The organism is Methylobacter tundripaludum SV96 (assembly GCF_000190755.2).
Taxonomy (GTDB): domain Bacteria; phylum Pseudomonadota; class Gammaproteobacteria; order Methylococcales; family Methylomonadaceae; genus Methylobacter_A; species Methylobacter_A tundripaludum.
The window spans coordinates 727948-751595 of record NZ_JH109152.1 but is presented as its reverse complement, the minus strand read 5'-3'; the positions used below and the strand labels follow the sequence as shown (position 1 = coordinate 751595).

Below are 23648 nucleotides of genomic sequence, written 5' to 3'. Positions count from 1 at the left end.
GGAACTTATGTTTAACGAAGCCAATTCAGAGATAAATATCAGCACTGTTTCGAGCTCATCGAATACCGTTAATAGCTATACCGACAACCTCAATCGAGCCATTAGCAAAGCGCAGGATAAATTATTAAGCCTGCAGGACAAAGACGGCTATTGGGTATTCGAACTGGAAGCGGACTGTACGATTCCATCGGAGTACATCATGATGATGCACTACCTGGGTGAGATTGATGAGTCGCTACAGGCCAAAATCGCCAACTATTTAAGACCCCGTCAATCCGAAGACGGTAGTTACCCGCTGTATACCGGCGGCCCCGGCGACATCAGTTGCAGTGTTAAAGTCTATTACGCGCTAAAAATGGTGGGAGATTCTATCGACGCACCCCACATGGTTCGATTAAGAAATTACATCCTCAGCCAAGGCGGCGCCGCAAAAGCCAATGTGTTTACGCGCATTGCATTGGCAACCTTTGAGCAATTGCCTTGGCGCGGCGTACCGTATATTCCTGTCGAAATCATGCTGTTCCCCAGCTGGTTTCCGTTCCACCTGGACAAAGTATCCTACTGGTCCAGAACCGTTATGGTGCCGCTGTTTATTCTTTGCACCCTGAAAGCAACCGCAAAAAATCCAAACAACATCAACGTACTGGAACTTTTCATCACCCACCCGGATGAAGAAAAACACTATTTCCCTGAAAGAACCCTGTTAAATAAAATCTTTCTGGGCCTGGATAAACTGGGCAGATTGACACGTCCGTTAATTCCGAAAAAAGCACATGAATTGGCGATTGAAAAAGCCAAAAACTGGTTTATTGAACGCCTGAACGGCGAAGACGGCCTGGGCGGAATTTTCCCTGCCATGGTCGGCTCTTACGAAGCCATGCTGCTGCTGGGCATGCCGAAAGATCATCATCATGTCGTCACCGCACGCAAAGCCATAGACAAGTTACTGGTCATCAATGAACATGACGCTTACTGCCAGCCCTGTTTGTCCCCGGTTTGGGATACAGCGCTGGCCGCACTGGCTTTACAAGAAGCCGACAAGGCAGGCAACAGCCAAAGTCTGACTCGCGCTTACGACTGGCTTAAAAGCAAACAGCTGTCGGACGAACCAGGCGATTGGCGAATTTCCAAGCCTGATTTAGCAGGCGGCGGCTGGGCATTTCAATTTGAAAACCCGCATTATCCTGATGTCGACGACACAGCGATTGTGGCCTTCGCGATGGCGGAATCGAACATACCCAACCTGGACGAATCAATCCACCGCGCAACCCGCTGGATAGTCGGCATGCAATCCAGAAACGGCGGTTACGGTGCGTTTGACGTCGATAACACTCACTATTACTTGAATGAAATCCCCTTTGCCGACCACGGGGCGTTATTAGACCCGCCTACTTCCGATGTCAGCGCGCGTTGCGCCATGCTGATGGCCAGAGTAGCTCAGGATCATGATGAATACCAACCTGCATTAGAGCGTACTATCGACTACATCCGTAGCGAACAGGAACAGGACGGCTCATGGTTTGGCCGCTGGGGAACCAACTACATTTACGGCACTTGGTCGGCATTGCTTGGCCTTGAGCAAACCGGCCTGCCTAAAACCGACCCGATGTACACCAAAGCCGCAACATGGCTGAAAAGCGTACAACGCGGCGATGGCGGCTGGGGCGAAGACAACTACAGCTATCACGATTTAAGCCATAGCGGAAAATATCATTTCAGCACCGCATTCCAAACAGCTTGGGCTGTTTTGGCGCTGATGGCGGCGGGGGAAGCTCACAGTCCCGAAGTGAAAGCAGGCATCGATTTCATCTTGCGCAACCAGCAAGCTGACGGCGTATGGAATGACGAATGCTTCACCGCGCCCGGCTTTCCTAAAGTGTTCTATCTTAAATACCACGGTTACGACAAGTTCTTCCCGCTTTGGGCCTTGGCTCGCTACCGTAACGAGTTCCTCAAAAAGTGATCACCGGCATTGTTGTTGCCTTACCGGAAGAACTCAGCACCCTGACCTCAAAAAAAATTGATAAAGGGTGCTGTGTTTTTATTACCGACACGATCATTCTCGCCTATTCCGGCGCAGGCGCCGACAATGCACGAGCAGCATCCGAGCTATTGGTTGCGCAAGGTGCAATCCGACTGGTCAGTTGGGGTTGCGCCGCCGCCCTCAGTGCATCATTAAAATCAGGAGACCTGGTTCTGGCCGACACCCTGATAGATGCGGAAGGCACTCAAATCGCCACTCACCCTGTCTGGCATGGCTACGCCAAAAACCTGCTTTCAAACACGCTAAAAGTCCACACCGGCGGCTTGGTGGAAAGTAAAACCATCGTAGCTAACGGCAAGGACAAAAAACACCTGCACACGCAAACCGGCGCAGTCGCATTGGACATGGAAAGTATCGCCATAGCCAAAGTTGCACTACAAAACAACCTGCCTTTTTTAGCTGTTCGTGCCATTGCCGATCCGGTCAACATGGACCTACCCAAAGCCATCAATCACTCGCTTAATAATGAAGGCGACATTGTTTTGAGTAAGTTGTTATTATTTATCGCCTTACACCCTGCTGAATTGCCGGGACTCATAAAGCTGGGCCTGCATTTCAATGCCGCAAAAAACACGTTAAAATTGGTCGCCAAACAGCTCGATCATCTGACCGCACTCCCAAGCCAAGACCAATAAGCAGCATGTCATCTTTTTTCAATACCCTGCTCGGCTGGTGCGAGCGACAAATTATGCGCTGCCCGTGGACGCTGCTATTACTATCGCTATTGCTTTGCGGCGCCACTCTGTATTACACCATTAAAAACCTGGAAATTAACACCAACACCGCTGAAATGCTGTCGCCCGACCTGCCTTTTCAGCAAAACCAGGCTCATTTTAATCAGGCCTTTCCCGAGGACGCCACCACCATTATTTTTGTGGTTCAGGCCGATACACCCGAAGAATCGTCTCAGGCTGCCGGCAAGCTTGCCGAACAGTTAAACAAAGCAAACGACCGCTTTGATTCTGCCTACATACCCACAGACAACGCTTTTTTCAGACAACAGGCACTGCTCTATCTGGATCAAAATGATTTGGATAATTTCGCCAAAAAACTCACCGATGCCCAGCCCTTTATAGGTCACATGGCGCAGAATTATCACCTTGAAGGACTATTAGGCAGTATCGGCCAAGCGCTTAACCAGCGTAACAATGCCTTGCCTATGGACTTAAACCCTATACTTCTCGCCATTGATGATGCACTAAAAAATCAGTTAAACGGTCAATCGCACTATTTGTCCTGGCAGAACATACTGTCCACTGACAACTACAAGAGCACAGCAGCAGAAACCCAATTTAACCGCACTATCGTCATAGCCAAACCTAAAATGCATTTTAATGAAATGCTGCCCGCCGATGTCGCACTGTCGGCAGCGCGCGAAATCAGTCGCGCAATCATGGCGGAAAATCCGTCGCTCAGCATTCGCATAACCGGCGAGACCGCGCTGGAGCACGAAGAACTTGAGAGCGTTACCAAAGGCGCCACTTTCTCCGGTCTGTTGTCGCTGGTTTTAGTATTCGCAATTCAATGGATAGGCCTGCGTTCAATAAGATTGCTGATTACAACCTATATCGTCCTGGTGATGGGCTTGATACTGACTGCCGGATTCGCCGCTATCACCGTGGGGCATTTGAATGTCATTTCTATTGCTTTTGCCAGCTTATATATCGGGCTGGGCGTCGATTACGCGATCCATATCTGCCTGCATTATCGCGAAGGCAAAGCCGACGGCCTATCAAATAGCGAAGCTATCCTGATCAGTATCCGCGACGTCGGCTCTTCATTATTTTTATGCGCCCTGGCGACAGCAATTGGTTTTTTTGCCTTTATACCCACGGATTATGCGGGCGTATCCGAATTAGGCATTATTTCAGGCGGCGGTATCTTTATCGGCCTGGTTATTTCGCTGACCGTGCTACCGGCCTTATTCTGCGTTTTTCCGGTCAATGATGTAAAGCCGATACGCTCACCGTTAACCCCGGCCTTCGTAATTACCTTCCCGTTTCGCTATTCAACCGGTATCAAAATCGTCTCTATCTTGCTGGGCATAGGCGCCTGTTTCGTATTGACCCATCTTACCTTCGATTACAACCCGATCAACCTTAGAGACCCCAATAGCGAATCGGTCTTAACCATTAAAGAACTGTTACAGTCCAAAACCGAATCCCCGTTTGCCCTGACCGCGTTGGCAAACAACCTGGAAGCAGCCGACAAAATCACCACCCAACTCGAGCCGCAACCATCCGTACACGAAACCATCACTTTGGCGAGTTTTGTCGCTAAAAATCAGGACGAAAAACTGGCTACTATTGAAGATTTAAATCTGATGCTGGGCGGGCAACTTAAAAACTTTGACAACACACTCGATACAGCGAACCAGCAGACGGCATTGATTAAGTTCAATGAAGCGTTGAAAAAAGCCATTGTTGAAAAATCCCCGAATGTGCCGCAACAAACCTTGCAGCAACTACAACAGCGCATCGAGGCATTCATTAAACAGGTAGACGCCACCCAAACTCCGGCAGCAAGTTACGTACAGTTGGAAAAAAATATTCTAGGCCTGCTGCCGTTTACTATAGAGCGCCTACGAACCAGCCTGACAGCAATACCTTTTGAACTGGACGATTTACCGTCAGACATAAGATCGCATTGGATCAGCGCCACCGGTCTCTATAGAGTCCTGATCACGCCTGAAAAAGACCAAAATAGACCTGAGAACCTAAAAGAATTCGTTACTCAGGTGCAAGCCATTGATAACACGGTTTCCGGCCTGCCGATTATCAATCAGGCCGGGGGCGATGCCATAGTCAAGGCATTTATTAACGCCTTTAGCGGTGCTTTTATTGCCATTGTGGTGTTATTATTGCTGATGTACAGAAGCGTCAGAAAGACCTTACTGGTTATCATGCCATTATTGCTAGCTGCTTTGCTAACCGGTGCAACCAACGTATTACTGGATAATCCTTTCAATTTTGCCAATATCATCGCCCTGCCCTTATTGCTGGGCATGGGTATCGACAGTAGCATCCTGATCATGCACAGGCACCATTCCAGTTCGGGTGAAGATGAAAATTTGCTGCAAAGCAGCACCACCCGAGGCATTATTTTCAGCTCCGTAACGACCTTGTGCAGTTTTTCCAGCTTGGCCTTCACCGCTCATCAGGGTATGGCAAGCATGGGTTTAGTATTGGCCATAGGCCTTACTTTCACAGTGATGTGTTCTTTAATAGTCCTGCCTGCTTTCAGCGGCAAAAGAATTTAATTTTTTGAGGTATCTAATGTCATTCAGCATCGCCGAACTTTTTTCTCAACACAGTACTGATAAATTTGATCTGCACGAACAACATTTAAACAATCAAATGGTCAGAGTGTTAAAGACCATAGGCTACGACCGCCACTATAAAAGGGCTATCGGACAATATCTCTACGATCAGGAAGGCACGGAATATCTGGACTTGCTCAGCGGTTTCGGCGTATTTGCAATCGGCCGCAACCACCCGACCGTCATCAGCGCATTGACTGAGACCTTAACACTGGAATTGCCCAATCTGGTGCAAATGGATGTGTCCGTGCTCAGCGGATTACTGGCGCAGGAAATCCTGAAAACCACACCGGACAACCTGAACAAAATGTTCTTTTGCAATTCCGGCACCGAATCCGTGGAAGCGGCGATCAAATTCGCCCGCTATACCACCAAGCGCGAAAAAATCGTCTTCTGCGAACATGGCTATCATGGCCTGACCATGGGTTCTTTGTCATTAAACGGTGAAGACATTTTCCGCGAGGGTTTCGGCCCGTTGCTGCCCGGCTGCATCGCCGTTCCTTTCAATGATCTTGCCGCATTGGAAAAAGCCTTAAGCAACAAAGATGTTGCCGCTTTCGTCGTCGAACCTATTCAAGGTAAAGGCGTTAACGTACCGGACGATAATTATTTACCGGAAGTCGAACGCTTATGTAAAAAATACGGCACCTTGTTTGTCGCCGATGAAGTTCAGACAGGCTTGGGGCGTACCGGAAAATTCTGGGCAATCGACCATTGGAACGTCAAACCGGACATGATTTGCATGGCCAAAGCCCTGTCAGGCGGCTTTGTACCGGTCGGCGCTGTCGCGATGACCCAAAAAATCATGGATACCGTTTATAACCGCATGGATCGAGCCATCGTACATGGATCAACCTTCTCCAAAAACAACATGGCAATGGCTGCCGGCCTTGCCACGCTACACGTTATGGAAGACGAAAAACTGGTAGAAAACAGCATGAAAGTGGGCACCGACATCATCGACAGCCTGAACGCCATGGCCGGGAAATATGAATTCCTGAAAGAAGCGCGCGGTAAAGGCATGATGATCGCGATTGAATTCCAATCACCCAAAAGCCTGAAACTCAAAGCCGCCTGGGCGATGCTGGAAGCAGCCAATAAAGGCTTATTCTGTCAAATGATCACTATTCCATTATTTAAAGAACACCACATATTAACGCAGGTTGCAGGGCACGGCATGAACGTGGTCAAATTATTGCCCCCCTTAAATTTAACGCAAAAAGACCGCGACAATATAGTCAATTCATTCGATAAAGCCATAGCCGATACCCATCAAATTCCCGGTTCCATCTGGGATTTAGGCAAGAATCTGGCCGGTCATGCCCTGAAAGGCAAAAAATAATTAAGCAAGGGGACGCAATGAAGAAAAACATTTTAATGTGTTTATTATTTTTAACTTTGTGCCAGTCACATTGGGTCGCCGCTCATGCGGTAATAACCGATTATTCACTAAAAATAACGCCCATTCATGTCAACGACCCGGCCAAAGTCGAACTAAGGTTTAATTCCCAGATTGAACTTGGCCTGTCGCAAATTTTCCTGGTCAGTAAAGGCGATAAACATCAGTTATTACAAGCCGTCAGTGGCGACAAACAAGGCCAGATCATTGTCCATATTCCGCCATTGGAAGCCGGTGATTATGCCCTCAGATTTAAAGTCTTCGCTGCTGACGGTCATTTAACAGAAGATGTTATTCACTTTTCCGTTTCCAAATAGGGGTTAGCAATGGCCGGTATAGCTGATTTTCTCGATTCCCTTATTGGCGGGTTTGACCTGATTTGTTATTCATTAGCAATCGGCAGCCTGTTCTGGGGACTTTTTGTCTTACGTCCGTGGCATTATCAAGACGGGTACTCGGCGGCATTACTGCAAAAAACCATTACCCTTCTTTATAAAGGCGGTTTTTGGCTGGCTGCCGCTCAACTTTTCAAAATCATTCTCAAGGTATGGTTAATGACCGCCGTACTTGAGCGATGGCCGTTTCCCGAATTCGCCGAAACTACGCAATTCATAGGCGGCATAGTACGCACGATACTGACTGTGGTTTTGGCGGGTTACTGTTATCACTATCTCAGCAAAAATCCTTTTTCAAAGCGGCACTGGATAACCGCCGGCATTGTAGCCTTGCCGATGATTATTTCAGGCGCCTGGCTGGTACATGGCGCGGGGCGTTTTGAAAATCAGTTTGTATTAATGTCGCTGACGGTCATCCATCAGCTCGCCGCAGCGGCCTGGATCGGCGGTGTTTTTCAGCTGGCCAATATTTGGCTGTTACGCAGCAACAACGAGATTAGTGCCGGATTATGGCCTTTATTGCTTAAGCGCTTCTCTACCTTCGGCATAGCCTCGGTTGCGATGATCCTGATCTCGGGCCTGCCTATTGCACTGCAATATATTGATACCTGGAACGGCCTGATCGGTACCGGCTACGGCAATTTATTGATGGTAAAAATCACCTTAATGAGCATCGCGCTGGGCTTTGCCTGGTTAAATAAATCCGCAGTAGTGGTATTCCGGTTTTCCGGCAATAACCACGCATTAAATAACCGCGTGCCTTATTACATTGAAGCGGAAACCTTCGTTTTGGTCACCTTGCTGTTTACCGCCGCCAGTCTGGCTTCCCAGCCCCCGGCTATTGATATTTCAAACCTGACGGCAAGTTGGCAGGAAGTCCTGAACACCTTTAACCCGCAAATCCCCCAAACAAGCTCCCCAACGCATACGGATTTGATTGCGGGCGAGCCGGGACGTGTTGCCATTGTCGGCCAAGTGCCCTCCCTGGCGGCAACCGAATGGTCGAACTACAACCACAACATTGCCGGTATTTTCCTGACGCTGATGAGCTTCTTTGCGATGCTGTCTTATGTAAAAAAGCCCGGCTTTGAATACTGCAAATACTGGCCGTTGGGTTTCGTCGGACTGGGCATCTTCCTGTTTTTCCGTAGCGATGCAGAAACATGGCCCTTGGGACCGATAGGCTTCTGGGAAAGTACTTTTAATAACGGCGAGGTGTTACAGCACCGGATTGCAACCTTACTGGTATTTGTACTCGGCATTATGGAACTCAGTGCCCGGATAACCAAAAATCCACACAGCAAACTCCCTTTTGTTTTTCCGTTGCTGGCCGCTTTTGGCGGTTTAATGCTGCTCACCCACTCACATGTCGGCTTTCAAGCCAAAAGTGCTTTCCTTATCCAGGTCGGCCACACCACAATGGGGATTTTCTCTCTCATTCTGGCATGCGGTCGCTGGCTGGAATTGAAATTAGACAGACCGGGCAAGGATATTGCCGGTTTTATTTCTGTTGCCGCCCTGTTTCAGATTGGCATCATCCTGATGTTCTATCGAGAACCCCTTTACTAATATGCATACAATACATAACTACCCCCTGCTCAAAGATATCAACACACCGGCCGATGTACGCAAACTGTCCAAAAGCCAGCTTAAACCTTTGGCAAAAGAACTACGCGATTTCTTAACCCATACCGTGAGTATTTCCGGCGGTCACTTTTCCGCAGGTTTAGGTACGGTTGAGTTAACGATAGCCTTGCATTACGTGTTCGACACGCCATCCGACCAGCTGGTTTGGGATGTCGGCCATCAAGCTTACCCGCACAAGATTCTGACCGGACGCAAAGACCGGATGACCACCATTCGCACCAAGGACGGCGTATCGGCGTTTCCCAGTCGGGCGGAGAGCGAATACGATGCGTTCGGCGTCGGCCATTCCAGCACCTCGATCAGCGCGGCCTTAGGCATGGCGATTGCCTCGGAGTTAAAAGGCGAAGACAAGAAAATGGTCGCGATTATCGGCGACGGCAGCATCACCGGCGGCATGGCGTTTGAAGCAATGAATCATGCGGGCGCTCTGGATGCCAACCTGCTGGTAATTTTGAACGATAATGACATGTCGATCTCGCCGCCGGTCGGCGCGATGAACAATTACCTGACCAAGATTTTGTCCAGCAAATTTTATTCGTCGATGCGTGAAGGCAGTAAAAAGGCCTTAAGCAGCATGCCCAGCGTCTGGGAACTGGCACGCCGCACCGAAGAGCACATGAAGGGCATGGTAGTGCCGGGCACCTTGTTTGAGGAGCTGGGCTTTAATTATATCGGCCCGATTGACGGGCATGACATAGACATGCTGGTTTCGACGCTGGAAAACCTGAAGCATATTACCGGACCGCGCTTTTTGCATATCGTTACCCAAAAAGGCAAAGGTTACCCGCCTGCCGAGAAAGATCCGTTAGCCTATCACGGCGTACCGGCTTTCGACCCCAGCAAAGATTGCCTGCCAAAATCCGCGCCCTCCCCGCACCCGACTTACACCGAAGTGTTCGGCGAGTGGCTCTGCGATATGGCGGCAAAAGACGAGCGCTTATTGGGCATTACTCCCGCTATGCGTGAAGGTTCAGGACTGGTCAAATTTTCGCAGTGTTATCCAAGACGTTATTTCGATGTTGCCATTGCCGAACAACACGCGGTGACGCTGGCAGCAGGACAGGCTTGCCAAGGCGCAAAACCGGTAGTGGCGATTTATTCGACGTTCTTGCAACGGGCTTACGACCAGATGATTCATGACGTCGCCATCCAGAACCTGGATGTGTTGTTTGCACTGGATCGCGCCGGTTTAGTCGGCCCTGACGGCCCGACCCATGCCGGTAGTTTTGATTACAGCTATATGCGTTGTATTCCCAACATGCTGGTAATGGCGCCTGCCGATGAAAACGAATGCCGGCAAATGCTCTACACCGGCTTTATGCATGAAGGTCCGGCGTCCGTACGTTACCCGCGCGGCAAAGGCCCCGGCGTTGCGGTCGACAAGACCATGACCGCATTGCCGTTGGGCAAGGCCGAAGTTCGTCACCAAGGCAGCCGCATTGCCATCCTGGCCTGGGGCAGCATGGTAACTCCAGCTATGGAAGCCGGTAAACAGCTGGGCGCAACCGTAGTCAACATGCGTTTTGTCAAACCTATCGATACCGAGCTGGTGCTTGAGTTAGCCAAGAGCCATGAAGTGCTGATCACCGTCGAAGAAAACGTACTCGCCGGCGGTGCAGGCAGCGCCGTCAACGACTTCCTGCAAGCGCAACAGATCCTGATGCCGGTGCTGAATATAGGCCTGCCGGACAGTTTTGTCGAGCAAGGTACAAGAGAAGAATTGCTGGCGTTGTGCGGCCTGGATATACAAGGGATTCTTGCTAAGGTTGAAAAGTTTTGCGCGTAAGAATACCGAGGTAACAGCCAAATAAAAAGGGCGACCAATGGTCGCCCTTTTTTTATACCTACCGTAAGGTACGCGATACTTATCTTACTTAATTTTAGACCTTTGAAACCTAAAAGACTGTTTCAGTAGGATGTACTAAACGCAGTGATGCGCATCGTTCGCGATTGATACGCTTCGTACCTTAACGTATCCTACGGACTGATTCTTCTTTAAATTTAACGTTATATACTTGATATCATATACCTAATAATCTGTTTCAGATGCTGTACAATTGCGGTTAAAATCAAATAACCCGTTGTTTTATTGAATTTAATTGTAAATAAAAAAGACATTCCACACAAACGAGCAAGATACTTTGCCTTAAATTATTCATTTGTTGGGCGAGGTTTAGAACTCCATCCGACAGGCGATTTTGTGTTAGGGTATCTCATCTTCATATCTGAAAATGAACCCTTTAATTTAGACGCTTATGAGGACTTAAAAGTATGTTAACCATCCTGACACTCCCCGTCTTAAACGATAACTACATTTATCTGGTTCACGACCCTGTATCGGGTGAAACCGCTGTTGTAGACCCCGCTGTTGCCCAGCCGGTTCTGAATGTTCTGGACCAAAAAGGCTGGCAGCTAACTACCATTTTGAATACCCATCACCATTCGGATCATGTGGGCGGCAATCTGGAGCTGAAGCAAAAAACCGGCTGCACGGTTATTGCCCCCCTTTCTGACCAGCATAGAATCCCCGGTATAGATCGCGGGGTTGTTGACGGCAATGAGATAACGCTCGGCAAGCATACCGCCAGAGTTATCTCGACTCCCGGACACACCAGCGGCCATGTTGTTTATCATTTTGCCGACGACAACACGCTATTTTGCGGGGACACGTTGTTTGTAATGGGCTGCGGCCGACTGTTTGAAGGCACTGCTGAACAGATGTGGCATTCATTACAGAAATTAAAGGCGTTGCCCACATCAACCCGAATCTATTGCGCCCATGAATACACACAAGCCAATGGCCGGTTTGCTTTAACGGTAGAACCTGATAACCGGCAGTTACAGCAAAGAATGGATGTCATCAATCAGCTGAGGGCAAACCGCTTGCCGACGGTGCCGTCGACGATAGAGCAGGAACTGGCGACCAATCCTTTTTTCAGGGAAGATAGTTTGGCCTTACAGGAAACTATTAAGATGGCGAACAAAAAGCCGGCGGAGGTTTTTGCAGAAGTCAGGCGATTGAAGGACAATTTTTAACTGAAATCATAAAGATGCACCGCGAACGACTGCATGGATGCAGGAGGTAGAGCACCAACAGTAGGCGCTTTAGGCGACGCAGGAGCGGTTGCCGAGGCACGAAGAACACGAAGAACACGAAGTTTATATTTTTTCTTCGTGCCTTCGTGGTGAATTAATCAGTTCATTAACCCTTAGGTCTCATATGCGGAAACAACAGCACATCCCGTATTGACGGCGCATCGGCAAATAACATGACCAGACGATCTATGCCTATGCCCTCGCCTGCCGTTGGCGGCATGCCGTGTTCCAGTGCGACGATATAATCGGCATCAAAGTGCATCGCTTCATCATCACCGGCTTCTTTTTCTTCGACCTGTTTTTGGAAACGCGCCGCCTGATCTTCGGCATCGTTCAATTCGGTAAAGCCGTTGGCGATTTCCCGACCGCCGACAAAAAATTCGAAGCGATCCGTGACATGCGGATTATCGTCATTGCGCCTTGCCAACGGCGATACTTCAACCGGATAAGCGGTAATAAACGTCGGATTCATCAACCGGCTTTCCACGGTTTTTTCAAATATCTCGATCTGGATTTTGCCCAAACCGTAGCCGTCCTTGACCGGAATATGCAGATTTTTAGCCACTTCAACGGCGGCTTCACGGGTGGCGATATTTTCCGCCGTTAAATCCGGATTAAAGTGCAGAATCGAATCGAACACAGTCATGCGGTCAAACGGCTTGCCGAAATCGTATTGCTCGCCTTGATAAGTAATCTCCGTTTGCCCTAACACTTCAACCGCGACACCGCGCAACATGGCTTCGGTTAAATCCATTAAATCATGATATTCCGCGTAAGCCTGATAAAACTCCAGCATGGTGAACTCGGGATTATGACGCGTCGATAATCCTTCATTGCGGAAGTTGCGGTTAATTTCAAACACCCGTTCAAAACCGCCGACCACCAGACGCTTTAAATACAATTCCGGTGCGATACGCAGATACAGCTCCATGTCCAACGCATTATGAAAGGTGGTAAAAGGACGCGCCGTTGCCCCGCCGGGGATCATCTGCATCATCGGCGTTTCAACTTCCAGGAAATCGCGCTCGATCAGGAATTGGCGAATATAAGCAACCACCTTGGAACGGATCAAAAAGGTATTACGCGATTGCTCGCTCATAATCAAATCGAGATAACGTTGGCGATATTTGATTTCCTGATCGGCAATGCCGTGGAATTTTTCAGGCAACGGGCGCAAGGCTTTGGTCAGCAGGCGAATATCATCGATCTTGACACTGAGTTCGCCGGTCTGGGTTTTAAACAATACGCCTTCCGCGCCGACGATGTCGCCAATATCCCACTTTTTGAACTGCTCATTGTAAAAGCTTTCGGGCAGTGCATCGCGGGTCACATAAAGCTGTATTTGGCCGGACATATCCTGAATATGGCAGAAGCTGGCTTTACCCATCACCCGACGGGTCATCATGCGCCCGGCCAGCTTTACCCGCAACGGTTCCGCTTCAAGCTCTTCCTTGGATTTTTCGCCGTATTCGGCCAACAGTTCACCTGCAACCACATTGCGGCGAAAATCGGTAGGGAAAGCAATGCCGCCGTTTTCGCGCAACTCATTCAATTTGCTGCGGCGTTGCCTGATTTGTTCCTGTTCGTCGTGCTCGATTTCTGACATTTTATTTGTTAACTCTTTAGTTTTAATAATTTTTACAAGCCGCTCTTCAAGCTGGCTTCAATAAACTGATCCAGGTCGCCATCCAGAACCGCTTGGGTGTTACCTGTTTCTACATTGGTGCGCAAATCCTTGATCCGCGACTGATCCAGCACATAGGAACGAATCTGGCTGCCCCAGCCTATATCCGACTTGGTATCTTCCAAGGCCTGAGCCGTTTCGCTGCGTTTCCGCATTTCCAGCTCGTACAACTTGGCTTTCAGTTGCTTCATCGCGGTATCGCGGTTTTTATGCTGTGAGCGGTCGCTCTGGCATTGCACGACAATTCCGGTCGGGTTGTGGGTCATTCGCACGGCCGATTCGGTTTTGTTGATATGCTGACCGCCCGCGCCGCTGGCTCGGTAGACATCGACACGTATATCGGCGGGATTGATGTCGATGTCTATATCGTCATCAATTTCCGGCGACACGAACACTGAGGCGAACGAGGTGTGGCGGCGATTGCCCGAATCGAACGGCGATTTCCTGACCAAGCGATGCACGCCGGTTTCAGTGCGCAGCCAGCCGAACGCATATTCGCCTTCAAATTTGATCGTGGCGCTTTTAATCCCGGCCACATCACCTTGCGATTCTTCAATCAATTCGGTTTTAAAACCTTTCTGTTCGCCCCAGCGCAAGTACATACGCTCGATGATTGACGCCCAATCCTGGGCCTCGGTACCGCCGGAGCCGGACTGTATGTCCAAAAAGGCATTATTGGCGTCCATTTGCCCGGAGAACATGCGGCGGAACTCCAAGTCTGCGACTCTTTTTTCAAAGTGCTCCAGATCATCGACGACGGTTTCAACCGTTTCTTCATCGTCTTCTTCAACCGCCATCAGCAGCAGTTCTTCAGCGTCGCTAAGGCCGCGTTCCAGGTCATTAATGGTGTTAACGATGACTTCCAGCTGGCCGCGCTCTTTGCCCAAAGCTTGCGCTTCTTCCGGGTTATCCCAGATTTTCGGGTTTTCCAGCTCTCTTAAAACTTCGACTAAACGCTCGCTCTTGACGTCAAAGTCAAAGATACCTCCTAAGGGCATCGCCACGGCTTTTTAAGTCGGCTATTTTGTTTTTGATCGGATTTATTTCTTGCATGGGGTGTATTTAACCAATGACAGTCAAGACCAAACGCACGTATGTACGCCGGTCGATAAAAACTTTAAACAGAGGGTGATTATAAACTATAAGCGAGGGCTGTTCATCCCAAGTTGCCGGCTTAAGGCCATTGGGACAACGACTTTAGCTATCAATCGACTAAAAACCGATTTCCATTCCCAATTTCAAGCCCAGTTGCTGTTCTGCACGGCCTTTATTGACCGCAATTTCGACCAGACCGCTGGAGTTCTTATACCAGAAAGCCTGTTGTTCTTCGACAGCGCCGAAAGTATCGGCCTGTTTGATCGTAATATCGTAAATATTTAAAATCTTGCCTGCTAATCCTTCGTGATACCGCAAGCCGGTCATCGCATTGCCGTAATAATCGAAATAAACCACTTCCGCCAAATCTTGAGGCCAATCGCTTAAATCATTTCGGTCAAATGGCTGTAATAAATCGTCTGCCGCATTGATGGCCAACTTTGCGGCAACAGGGGCGAACAGATCCCTGCCGTGAAAGCTCATTGAGCAATGTTCCGGTTTCCAGATAATTTCCGACCATTGCGCATTTTGAGCCTGAACGGCGACGGTATTCAGCAAACCGTTATCCGGCCCGACAAACGTTTGTCCATCAGCCTGTAAAACAACGGCTCTGCGTGTGCCACCGACACCTGGATCAACCACGGCCAGAAAAATACTGTTTACAGGAAAACCGTGGCGCAATGCGGCCAATAAATAGGAACTTAATCGAGGATCGGCTGTCGGTGCATTGCTCAACAAATTGATAACAGGCACATTCGGCGCGGCTTGCAATAACACCGATTCCATTTGCCCGATATAAGGACCTGACGGCCCAAAATCGGTAAAAAGGACGATGCTGTTATTGCGCCAGCACATCCAAACCGGCATTAAATGTCATAACCTGCTCTTCAGCTTGCCGGCTCCGCGTTAACCCGGCAAAATCGAATAACTGCGTATCGGCCAACTGCGAAGGCGCGACATTTTTCAGGCTGGTAAAAATGGTTTCCAAGCGTCCCGGAAACTGTTTGTCCCAAGTTTTTAACATGACTTTCATGGCCTGGCGTTGCAGGTTTTCTTGGGAACCGCACAAGTTGCAGGGAATAATCGGGTAGTTTTTAAATGCGGCCAGCCGTTCAATGTCTTTTTCACGGGTGTACGCCAAGGGCCGGATGATAATATTTTTCTTATCGTCGCTTAACAACTTGGGCGGCATCGCTTTTAATTTACCGCCGTAAAAAATATTCAGGAAAAAAGTTTCAAGAATGTCGTCGCGATGATGGCCCAAGGCTATTTTGGTGACATTATTGGCTTCGGCATAACCGTATAAGGTGCCACGCCGCAAGCGTGAACACAGGCCGCAGGTGGTGGTGCCCTCGGGGATAACCCGTTTGACCACGCTGTAGGTGTCCTTTTCGATAATATGATACGGCACGTCCAGCGATGCCAGATATTCCGGCAGGACGTGTTCGGGAAAACCGGGCTGCTTCTGGTCCAGGTTGACCGCGATCAGTTCAAACTCAACCGGTGCGGTTTTTTGCAAGTGCATCAGGATGTCCAGCAAGGTGAATGAATCCTTGCCACCGGATAAGCACACCATGACCTTGTCGCCATTTTCGATCATATTGTAATCGGCAATCGCATCGCCAACCGTGTGTCGCAAATGTTTTTGTAGTTTATTAAACTGGATTCTGGATTTTTGGTTTGGATCTGACATGGTCAGAGATATGAAGTATTTGAGAGAAAAGAAATGCGGGGCTCGAATATTCGAACCCCGATAAACAACGCGTTAGCCGTTGTAACGCTGAAAGATCAGTGTAGCGTTGGTGCCGCCGAAGCCGAAGCTGTTCGACATAATGGTATTTAACGTAATGTTGTCTTTACGTTCACGCACGATCGGAATGCCTTCCGCACCCGGATCAAGCTGGGTGATATTGGCCGATGCGCTGAGGAAGTTTTCTTCCATCATTAACAACGAATAAATCGCCTCATTAACACCCGCCGCACCCAATGCGTGACCTGTCAGCGATTTTGTGGAACTGACTAATGGCACGTCATCCTGACCGAATACGTTGCGCAAGGCTTCAAGTTCTTTGGTATCGCCAACCGGCGTACTGGTGCCGTGGGCATTGATATAATCAATCTTGCAGTCCTTGATCGTCGCCATCGCCTGCTGCATGCAGCGTACAGCGCCTTCGCCTGAGGGTTGAACCATGTCGTAACCGTCGGACGTTGCGCCGTAACCGGTCAATTCCGCATAAATCTTCGCGCCGCGCGCTTTGGCATGTTCCAATTCTTCGATCACCAACACACCGCCGCCGCCGGAGATAACAAAACCGTCGCGGGTTTCATCATAAGGCCTTGAAGCTGTTGTCGGAGTGTCATTATATTTGGAAGACAAAGCGCCCATCGCGTCAAATAACATCGACATGGTCCAATGCACTTCTTCACCGCCACCGGCAAACACCACATCCTGCTTGCCCATCTGGATTAATTCCATCGCATGACCGATACAGTGAGCGCTGGTCGCGCACGCCGAACTGATTGTGTAATTGACGCCTTTAATTTTATAAGGTGTCGCAAGGCATGCAGTATTGGTGCTGGACATGCTTCTGGGCACCATATACGGCCCCACTTTTTTGATGCCTTTTTCGCGCAGAATATCAGCCGCTTCAACAATGTTCGAAGTTGAAGGACCACCGGAACCCATCACCAATCCGGTTCTGAAATTTGAAACTTCTGATTCACCCAAGCCGGAATCATCAATCGCTTGCTGCATGGCAATATAGTTAAACGCAGCGCCATCGCCCATAAAGCGTTTTATTTTACGGTCGATAAATGCGTCTAAATCTATATTGATAGGCCCATGCACATGACTGCGGAAACCCATTTCCTGATAAACGTCTGCAAAAGCAATTCCTGAACGGCCTTCCTTTAGGGAATCGACAACCTCTGTTCGATTATTCCCTATGCTGGAAACAATGCCTAAACCGGTTACTACGACTCTTTTCATTGTTAACGCCTCTAAAAATCTTCGGTGGAAGTAAATAAACCAACCCGCAAATCGGTAGCCTCATAAATCACTTTGCCATCGACTTCCATGGTGGCGTCAGCGATACCCATAACCAACTTCCGCATAATTACTCTTTTTAAATTGACCCGATAAGTCACTTTCTTGGCCGTAGGCAACACTTGTCCGGTAAATTTAACTTCACCCACACCCAAGGCGCGTCCTTTACCGGGACCGCCCATCCAGCACAAAAAGAAGCCGACCAACTGCCACATCGCATCCAGCCCCAAACAACCGGGCATCACAGGATCGCCTTGAAAATGACAGTCAAAAAACCATAAATCAGGCGTTATATCCAGCTCAGCAATGATTTCGCCCTTTCCGTATGCACCACCTTCATCGGTAATAAGGGTAATACGATCCATCATTAACATATTCGGTAGAGGCAATTGCGCATTTTTCGGCCCGTACAGTTCTCCCCTGCCGGACTTCAACAATTCTTCGCGCGTAAAACTGTGCTGTTTCCCCATACTCTTTATATACCTTAACGTAATTATTATTATTCTAAACTGTGCATTATCTAACAGCCATCAAAAAAAATCAGCTCAAATTTTAGCCGGGCAATACATCAAGCATCAATTCCTTCATCTTCAAGCCCTTTTTTTCGACTGCAGGGATGCAAGAGGTAGAGTCATGCATGGTGCAATTACCGAGTATGAGTTGCTGATAAATAATGGCGTAAGAAAGCACAGAAGTGACATATTTCCTGGTTTCTTTAAACGGGATAGTTTCTATCCAAATATCTGCCGGCATGGACGCAACACTCGGCAACCATTTTGACACCCGCCCGGAGCCCGCATTATAAGCGGCAATTGCCAATGCAAAGTGCCCATGAAACTGTTTTAGCAGCTGCTTATAATAAAAAGCGCCGTACCTGACATTAACATCAGGATTAAACAGACTGTTGTCCGACTGCCATTTTTCCTTTAAATCACGGGCTATCTGCATCCCCGTCCTGGGCATGACCTGCATTAAGCCGCGCGCGCCAACGGCTGACTCGGCATCCTTATTGAAGATGCTTTCCTGCCGAATCAGGCCGAAAACAATGGCCGGATCGAGATTATGCAAGTAGGCGTTATTATGAACCTGACTCGAATAATAAACGGGAAATCGCAACGCCAGATCGTCCCAATAATCGGCTTTAACCAACGTAGCAATCGCGATTTGATCCTTGTGCCATTGCTGAGCCAATTTGGCAGCGATCATGCGCCGCTCCTTGCTCAGTTTTTTTACCGCATACCACCATTGCCGTTCGGCCTCCGCGTCTCTGTTCAGTAAATTAAGCTCCCGAACCACTTTAAAATCAGTTTCATTGGCCAGCTTTTCGAGTTCATTTTCCGCCAGAAAAACCGGTTTGTTGGAAAATTGATAAGGCTTATGAACATTGTCGGCGGCCAGGAACCCGTAAAAACTCCGGTCTTCAGCGAGCTTGGTGTAGACATCCTGCGATTGCAAAGAGTTTCCGGCTTGATCCAGCGACCTGGCCAGCCAGTATTGCCATTTAGGATCCTGCCGTTCCTGAGCCGTCAAACCCGCCAGCGCCTCGGCAACATGCTGCCAGTTTTGTTCCAGCAAAGCCGCCCTGACTTTCCATTCATTGACTTCCACATCGACAACAGGCAATTGACTAAGGCGATAATAAGCGTCCGGTTTTCGGCTGCGTGCCAAGCCGATCGCGAGACTGCGATCCAGCTGCCGGACGGTTTGGTCATCTATCTGGAAAGCGTGTTTTCTGTCGTCCCAAAGCTTAACAGCCAGACTCAAATCGGACTTTGCCAACCGATCAACGCCATGGGCGAAAAGCCGCCCCATTTGCGGACTCAAAAAGCCGCTATTTTCGATTAACGCAGGGTTTTGGTGAACTCGTAACCATACATCGGCAACATTCTGATCTGCACTACTCAACGAACGGCGCACGTATTCGGCCACCGAGACATTATCTTTATTCAAGGCCAACTCAAATCGCTGCCAAATCAGTTCCGGCGTAAAGCCGGGCGACATCATCAATACCGACAACAGCGGATCGCATTCTTCCGGCAGCGAATCCCCGGTAACCCACAAGCGTTTGGCTGCATTTAATGCCTGCTGTTGATTGCCCGTGTTATAGATTGCCAGATTGTACTGACATTCAAGCGCAGTATTTTCAGTTGCTTCATAATGCCGGATAAAATCGTTCCAACGCTCATTTTTAGCCAGATAATCCAGCCACTTAGACCTCAATAATCCGGCATAACGGGTCTCTTTATGGGCTGCTAAAAAAGCCAGAACCCGGTCGGCTTGCTGTAAATTATCTTTCAGCCACTGGTATTGCAGATAGGGATATAGGGGGTAATCGATCAAGGCGGCGGCGCTGATGTCCAAGATCGCAGCATTATTGCCCTGCGCAAGCAGTTTTTCCGCCTGCAAAAAGTCATTTCTTTGCTGGCTCAGAGTATTGCCAAGTACTGCACCGGAAAAAAGCACCAGACACAACAACAGTTTTCCACGCAGGTGTTTCATATTTCACTCACAGTAAATATATTCCTAAAGATGTTTCAGACAGATATAATCAAGCGCTCGTACAAACATCCCTATCTAATCCCGTGCAATCAAAACAGGCTACCCAACCTTACAGTTGGAACACTATCTACCAAATTGCTTTAGAACACAAAAAAGAACTGATTGCCTCTCATTTTATCGCCATTCTGGCAACCATTGCCAGCGTTCCGGTGCCGTTGCTGATGCCGCTGTTGGTCGATGAAGTGCTGTTGCATAAACCCGGCATTATCATTAAAACCGTCAACCTGCTGTTCCCGGTAAGCTGGCAAATTCCCATTCTTTACATCAGCGTTATTTTGCTGATCAGCGTCGTCCTGCGCATTATTGCGATCATTTTCAACATCATTCAGTCCCGGCAATTTTCCTGCATTGCCAAGGATATTGTGTTCCGCATCCGCACTAACCTGATCGGGCATTTGCAAAACATTTCGATGTCCGAATATGAAAGCCTGGGCACCGGCACGGTGGTAACCCATCTGGTCAAAGACCTTGATACGATTGACACCTTTATCGGCACTACCGTCAGCAAGCTGCTGGTATCCGGCCTGACCATTATCGGCACAGCGGTTATTTTATTATGGATGCACTGGCAGCTGGGTTTATTTATCCTGCTGCTAAATCCCGTGGTTATTTATTTCACCCGAGTGATCGGCTCTCGCGTCAAAGACCTTAAATCCAGAGAAAACTCAGCGTATGAAGTTTTCCAGCAATCCTTGACTGAAACGCTGGAAGCCATCCATCAAATACGCGCCAGCAATCGCGAGAAACATTATTGCCAGCAGCTGATCGAATCGGCCCGGTCGGTTAGGGATTTTTCGACCGCTTTCGCCTGGAAAAGCGATGCGGCAACGCGTTTGAGTTTTCTGGTATTCCTGTTCGGCTTTGACGTATTTCGCGCCTGCGCGATGCTGATGGTGTTTTATTCCGATCTCAGCATCGGGCAAATGCTGGCGGTGTTCGGTTATCTGTGGTTCATGATGGCTCCGGTGCAGGAAATCCTGAGTATCCAATACGCCTTTTATGCCGCCAAAGCCGCGTTGACCCGCATCAACCGCCTTAATGCGCTGAAACAAGAACCGCATTACCCTCACCTTGAAAACCCGTTTTTAAATAAAAAAACCGTCTCTTTACGCGTAGAAAATCTGCATTTTAGCTACAGCGATGACCAATTCGCCGGGAGCGAATTGGCATTTACCCGCAGGGTGCCGGGCAGGACAGACCGGCATGAAAAAATACTCGACGGCATCCAGTTAAAAATCAAGGCTGGCGAAAAGGTTGCCCTGGTTGGCGCCAGCGGCGGCGGCAAATCGACCTTGATACAAACCCTGATCGGCCTCTACCCGCCCGACCAAGGCCAGATTTATTTCGACGAGGTCCCCATTGACCGCATCGGCCTCGAAGTGGTCAGGGAAAACGTCGTCACCGTGCTACAACATCCCGTCCTGTTTAACGACACTATCCGCGCCAACCTGACCCTGGGTAAACCGGCTACCGATGCCGTATTATGGAATGCACTGGCTATCGCGCAATTAAACGATGTCGTGAAGGATCTGGACAAAGGACTGGACACCATCGTCGGCCGGCAGGGCATGAGGCTTTCAGGCGGTCAGCGGCAACGCATGGCCATTGCCAGAATGATCGTCGCCGATCCCAAAGTGGTTATACTGGATGAGGCCACCTCAGCGCTGGACAGCGAAACAGAGCACAAACTGCATCAAGCGATGGCGGAATTTTTAAAAGGCCGCACCACCATCATTATCGCCCATCGCCTGAGCGCCGTTAAACAAGCCGATCACGTTTATGTTTTTGAACAAGGTCAAATCTGCGAACACGGACAACATGAAACCCTACTCAGCCAAAACGGCCTTTATGCAAAACTTTACGGCGAGTATCAGTGAGACAGGTGAAAGGTGTAAGGACAAATCAACTCCCTTAAGCCGCCTTTAACCTTGCCCCCTTAACCTAGAAAACCTATGACTGAAAACTACGACCTACACTGCCACTCCACCGCTTCCGACGGCGCATTATCGCCCACGGCAGTCGTGCAGCGCGCCCATGGATGCGGCGTCACCTCGCTGGCTTTAACCGATCACGATACCGTCTCGGGACTCAACGAAGCCCAAGCCGCGGCAGACGCTGCAGGCATCAAATTAATACCCGGCATAGAGCTGTCAACCAGCTGGCAGAATAAATGCTTTCACATTGTCGGGTTGGGTATTGATCCTGCCTATCCGCCGCTTGCCGAGGCCACCCGCAACCTGCAAACCATGCGTACCGAACGCGCCGAAAAAATCGCCGATAAGCTGGAAAAAAAACGTATTCCCGGCGCGCTGGAAGCCGTCAAAAAAGCCGCCGGAGAAGGTATGATCACCCGCACCCATTTCGCCGACTTCCTGCTTTCGCAATTCCATGTCTCCACCCAGCAGGAAGCGTTCGACCGCTATCTTGGCGCCGGAAAAGCCGCTTTTGTTCCTACGACCTGGTCTGACATGGAGCTGGCAATAAACTGGATTACGGGGTCCGGCGGCGTTGCGGTATTGGCGCACCCTTTGCGCTACAAACTGACCGCCAGTTGGATGAAACGGCTGTTAGCCGCATTCAAGGAAGCCGGAGGCCAAGGCATAGAAGTCGTAACGGGTCGGTATAATAGCGACGAAATAAAACTGGTTGCCGGTTACGCAACGCGCTTTGAACTGGCCGGTTCAGTTGGTTCCGACTTTCACAACCCGGCCAATCCATGGGTGGAATTAGGCCGACTTGCACCTTTACCCGAGAAAATAAAACCGGTATGGGATCTGCTTAATTAATGTCCAACCGTAACCCCAGCCTGTTAATGAGAGCTATCCTATGAACTTTTGGGAAACCAAGAAACTATCTGAAATGACCACCGAAGAATGGGAGTCATTATGCGATAACTGCGGCAAATGCTGCCTGCACAAACTGGAAGACGAAGACACCGGCGACATCTACTTTACCAGCGTCGTCTGCAACCTGATCGATCTGGATACTTGTCGCTGCACCCGTTATACCGAACGCACCCAATTAGTCCCCGAATGCCTGGACTTAAAACAGCACGACTTTGCCGAATACAACTGGCTGCCAGCAACCTGCGCTTACCGGTTATTGAGCGATGGCGAAGATCTGCCATCCTGGCATCCCCTGCTATCAAAAAGCGCCGAAAGTGTTCAGGATGCCGGTGTTTCAATCAGCAGCTATGCGATGAAAGAATCTGAAATCGATGACCTGGAAGACCACATTATCGAATGGTTGGAGTAATGTTTCACAAATCGTCGTCATTCCGGCAGGGATTGCCGGACCCGTTAGAGCGCGAAGCGAATCCAGAACACAGGGATGAGAAAAACAGTTATGTAGATACCGATCGCGC

19 protein-coding genes are annotated in these 23648 nt (G+C 49.2%); 12 read left to right on the top strand and 7 right to left on the bottom strand.

Annotation, left to right across the window (positions count from 1 at the left end; genetic code table 11):
- Positions 1 to 7: 7 nt before the first annotated feature.
- The 9 genes from shc to gloB all read left to right on the top strand — a co-directional run bounded on the left by shc (position 8) and on the right by gloB (position 11840).
- A complete protein-coding gene (shc, locus tag METTU_RS03390; RefSeq protein WP_006889892.1) occupies positions 8 to 1963 on the top strand; it encodes a squalene--hopene cyclase in 1956 nt (651 codons plus the stop codon).
- A complete protein-coding gene (locus METTU_RS03385) occupies positions 1960 to 2679 on the top strand; it encodes a phosphorylase family protein (RefSeq protein ID WP_006889891.1) in 720 nt (239 codons plus the stop codon). Before shc ends, METTU_RS03385 begins: the two co-directional genes overlap by 4 nt.
- A 5-nt stretch (positions 2680 to 2684) precedes the next feature.
- Entirely contained in the window at positions 2685 to 5303 is a 2619-nt protein-coding gene (locus METTU_RS03380) for an MMPL family transporter (RefSeq protein WP_040579582.1), read from the top strand.
- Positions 5304 to 5319: 16 nt separating this feature from the next.
- Positions 5320 to 6705, top strand: a complete 1386-nt coding sequence (locus METTU_RS03375) for an aspartate aminotransferase family protein (RefSeq protein WP_006889889.1) — start codon at positions 5320 to 5322, stop codon at positions 6703 to 6705.
- 17 nt (positions 6706 to 6722) lie between these two features.
- Positions 6723 to 7079, top strand: a complete 357-nt coding sequence (locus METTU_RS03370) for a copper resistance CopC family protein (RefSeq protein ID WP_006889888.1) — start codon at positions 6723 to 6725, stop codon at positions 7077 to 7079.
- A 9-nt stretch (positions 7080 to 7088) separates the two neighbouring features.
- Positions 7089 to 8726, top strand: a complete 1638-nt coding sequence (locus METTU_RS03365) for a CopD family protein (protein ID WP_006889887.1) — start codon at positions 7089 to 7091, stop codon at positions 8724 to 8726.
- Between the two features lies 1 nt (position 8727).
- Entirely contained in the window at positions 8728 to 10590 is a 1863-nt protein-coding gene (gene dxs, locus METTU_RS03360; RefSeq protein WP_006889886.1) for a 1-deoxy-D-xylulose-5-phosphate synthase, read from the top strand.
- 303 nt (positions 10591 to 10893) lie between these two features.
- A complete protein-coding gene (locus METTU_RS23955) occupies positions 10894 to 11082 on the top strand; it encodes a hypothetical protein (RefSeq protein WP_217182773.1) in 189 nt (62 codons plus the stop codon).
- On the top strand, positions 11076 to 11840 hold the full coding sequence (gene gloB, locus METTU_RS03355; RefSeq protein WP_006889885.1) for a hydroxyacylglutathione hydrolase: 765 nt from the start codon (positions 11076 to 11078) through the stop codon (positions 11838 to 11840). Before METTU_RS23955 ends, gloB begins: the two co-directional genes overlap by 7 nt.
- A gap of 166 nt (positions 11841 to 12006) precedes the next feature.
- On the opposite strand, the gene lysS is transcribed toward gloB, so the two are convergent.
- From lysS to METTU_RS03320, 7 genes are all read right to left on the bottom strand, one after another.
- Positions 12007 to 13506 carry a lysine--tRNA ligase gene (gene lysS, locus METTU_RS03350; RefSeq protein ID WP_006889884.1) on the bottom strand — a complete coding sequence of 500 codons (1500 nt, stop codon included), beginning with the start codon at positions 13504 to 13506 and terminating at the stop codon, positions 12007 to 12009.
- 32 nt (positions 13507 to 13538) lie between these two features.
- Positions 13539 to 14637, bottom strand: a protein-coding gene (gene prfB / locus METTU_RS03345) for a peptide chain release factor 2 (RefSeq protein WP_006889883.1) whose coding sequence is annotated in 2 segments (ribosomal slippage) — positions 13539 to 14561 and positions 14563 to 14637 — 1098 coding nt in all. Because the reading frame shifts where the segments join, the coding sequence is not laid out codon by codon here.
- Between the two features lie 159 nt (positions 14638 to 14796).
- Positions 14797 to 15546, bottom strand: coding sequence for an SAM hydrolase/SAM-dependent halogenase family protein (locus METTU_RS03340; protein WP_006889882.1), 750 nt, complete (start codon positions 15544 to 15546; stop codon positions 14797 to 14799).
- Positions 15518 to 16372, bottom strand: a complete 855-nt coding sequence (gene ttcA / locus METTU_RS03335) for a tRNA 2-thiocytidine(32) synthetase TtcA (protein WP_006889881.1) — start codon at positions 16370 to 16372, stop codon at positions 15518 to 15520. Before ttcA ends, METTU_RS03340 begins: the two co-directional genes overlap by 29 nt.
- 72 nt (positions 16373 to 16444) lie before the next feature.
- Positions 16445 to 17668, bottom strand: a complete 1224-nt coding sequence (gene fabB, locus METTU_RS03330; protein ID WP_006889880.1) for a beta-ketoacyl-ACP synthase I — start codon at positions 17666 to 17668, stop codon at positions 16445 to 16447.
- Between the two features lie 11 nt (positions 17669 to 17679).
- Complete coding sequence (gene fabA / locus METTU_RS03325) at positions 17680 to 18195, bottom strand: 3-hydroxyacyl-[acyl-carrier-protein] dehydratase FabA (protein WP_006889879.1); 516 nt, start codon at positions 18193 to 18195, stop codon at positions 17680 to 17682.
- An 82-nt stretch (positions 18196 to 18277) separates the two neighbouring features.
- Positions 18278 to 20224 carry a transglycosylase SLT domain-containing protein gene (locus METTU_RS03320; RefSeq protein WP_006889878.1) on the bottom strand — a complete coding sequence of 649 codons (1947 nt, stop codon included), beginning with the start codon at positions 20222 to 20224 and terminating at the stop codon, positions 18278 to 18280.
- Positions 20225 to 20307: 83 nt separating this feature from the next.
- Between METTU_RS03320 and METTU_RS03315 the strand changes: the two genes are divergently transcribed.
- From METTU_RS03315 to METTU_RS03305, 3 genes are all read left to right on the top strand, one after another.
- Positions 20308 to 22161, top strand: a complete 1854-nt coding sequence (locus tag METTU_RS03315) for an ABC transporter ATP-binding protein (RefSeq protein WP_006889877.1) — start codon at positions 20308 to 20310, stop codon at positions 22159 to 22161.
- A gap of 75 nt (positions 22162 to 22236) precedes the next feature.
- Positions 22237 to 23070: a PHP domain-containing protein gene (locus tag METTU_RS03310; protein ID WP_006889876.1), complete on the top strand. Its 834-nt coding sequence runs from the start codon at positions 22237 to 22239 to the stop codon at positions 23068 to 23070.
- Positions 23071 to 23110: 40 nt separating this feature from the next.
- Entirely contained in the window at positions 23111 to 23539 is a 429-nt protein-coding gene (locus tag METTU_RS03305; protein WP_006889875.1) for a YcgN family cysteine cluster protein, read from the top strand.
- Positions 23540 to 23648: the final 109 nt, after the last annotated feature.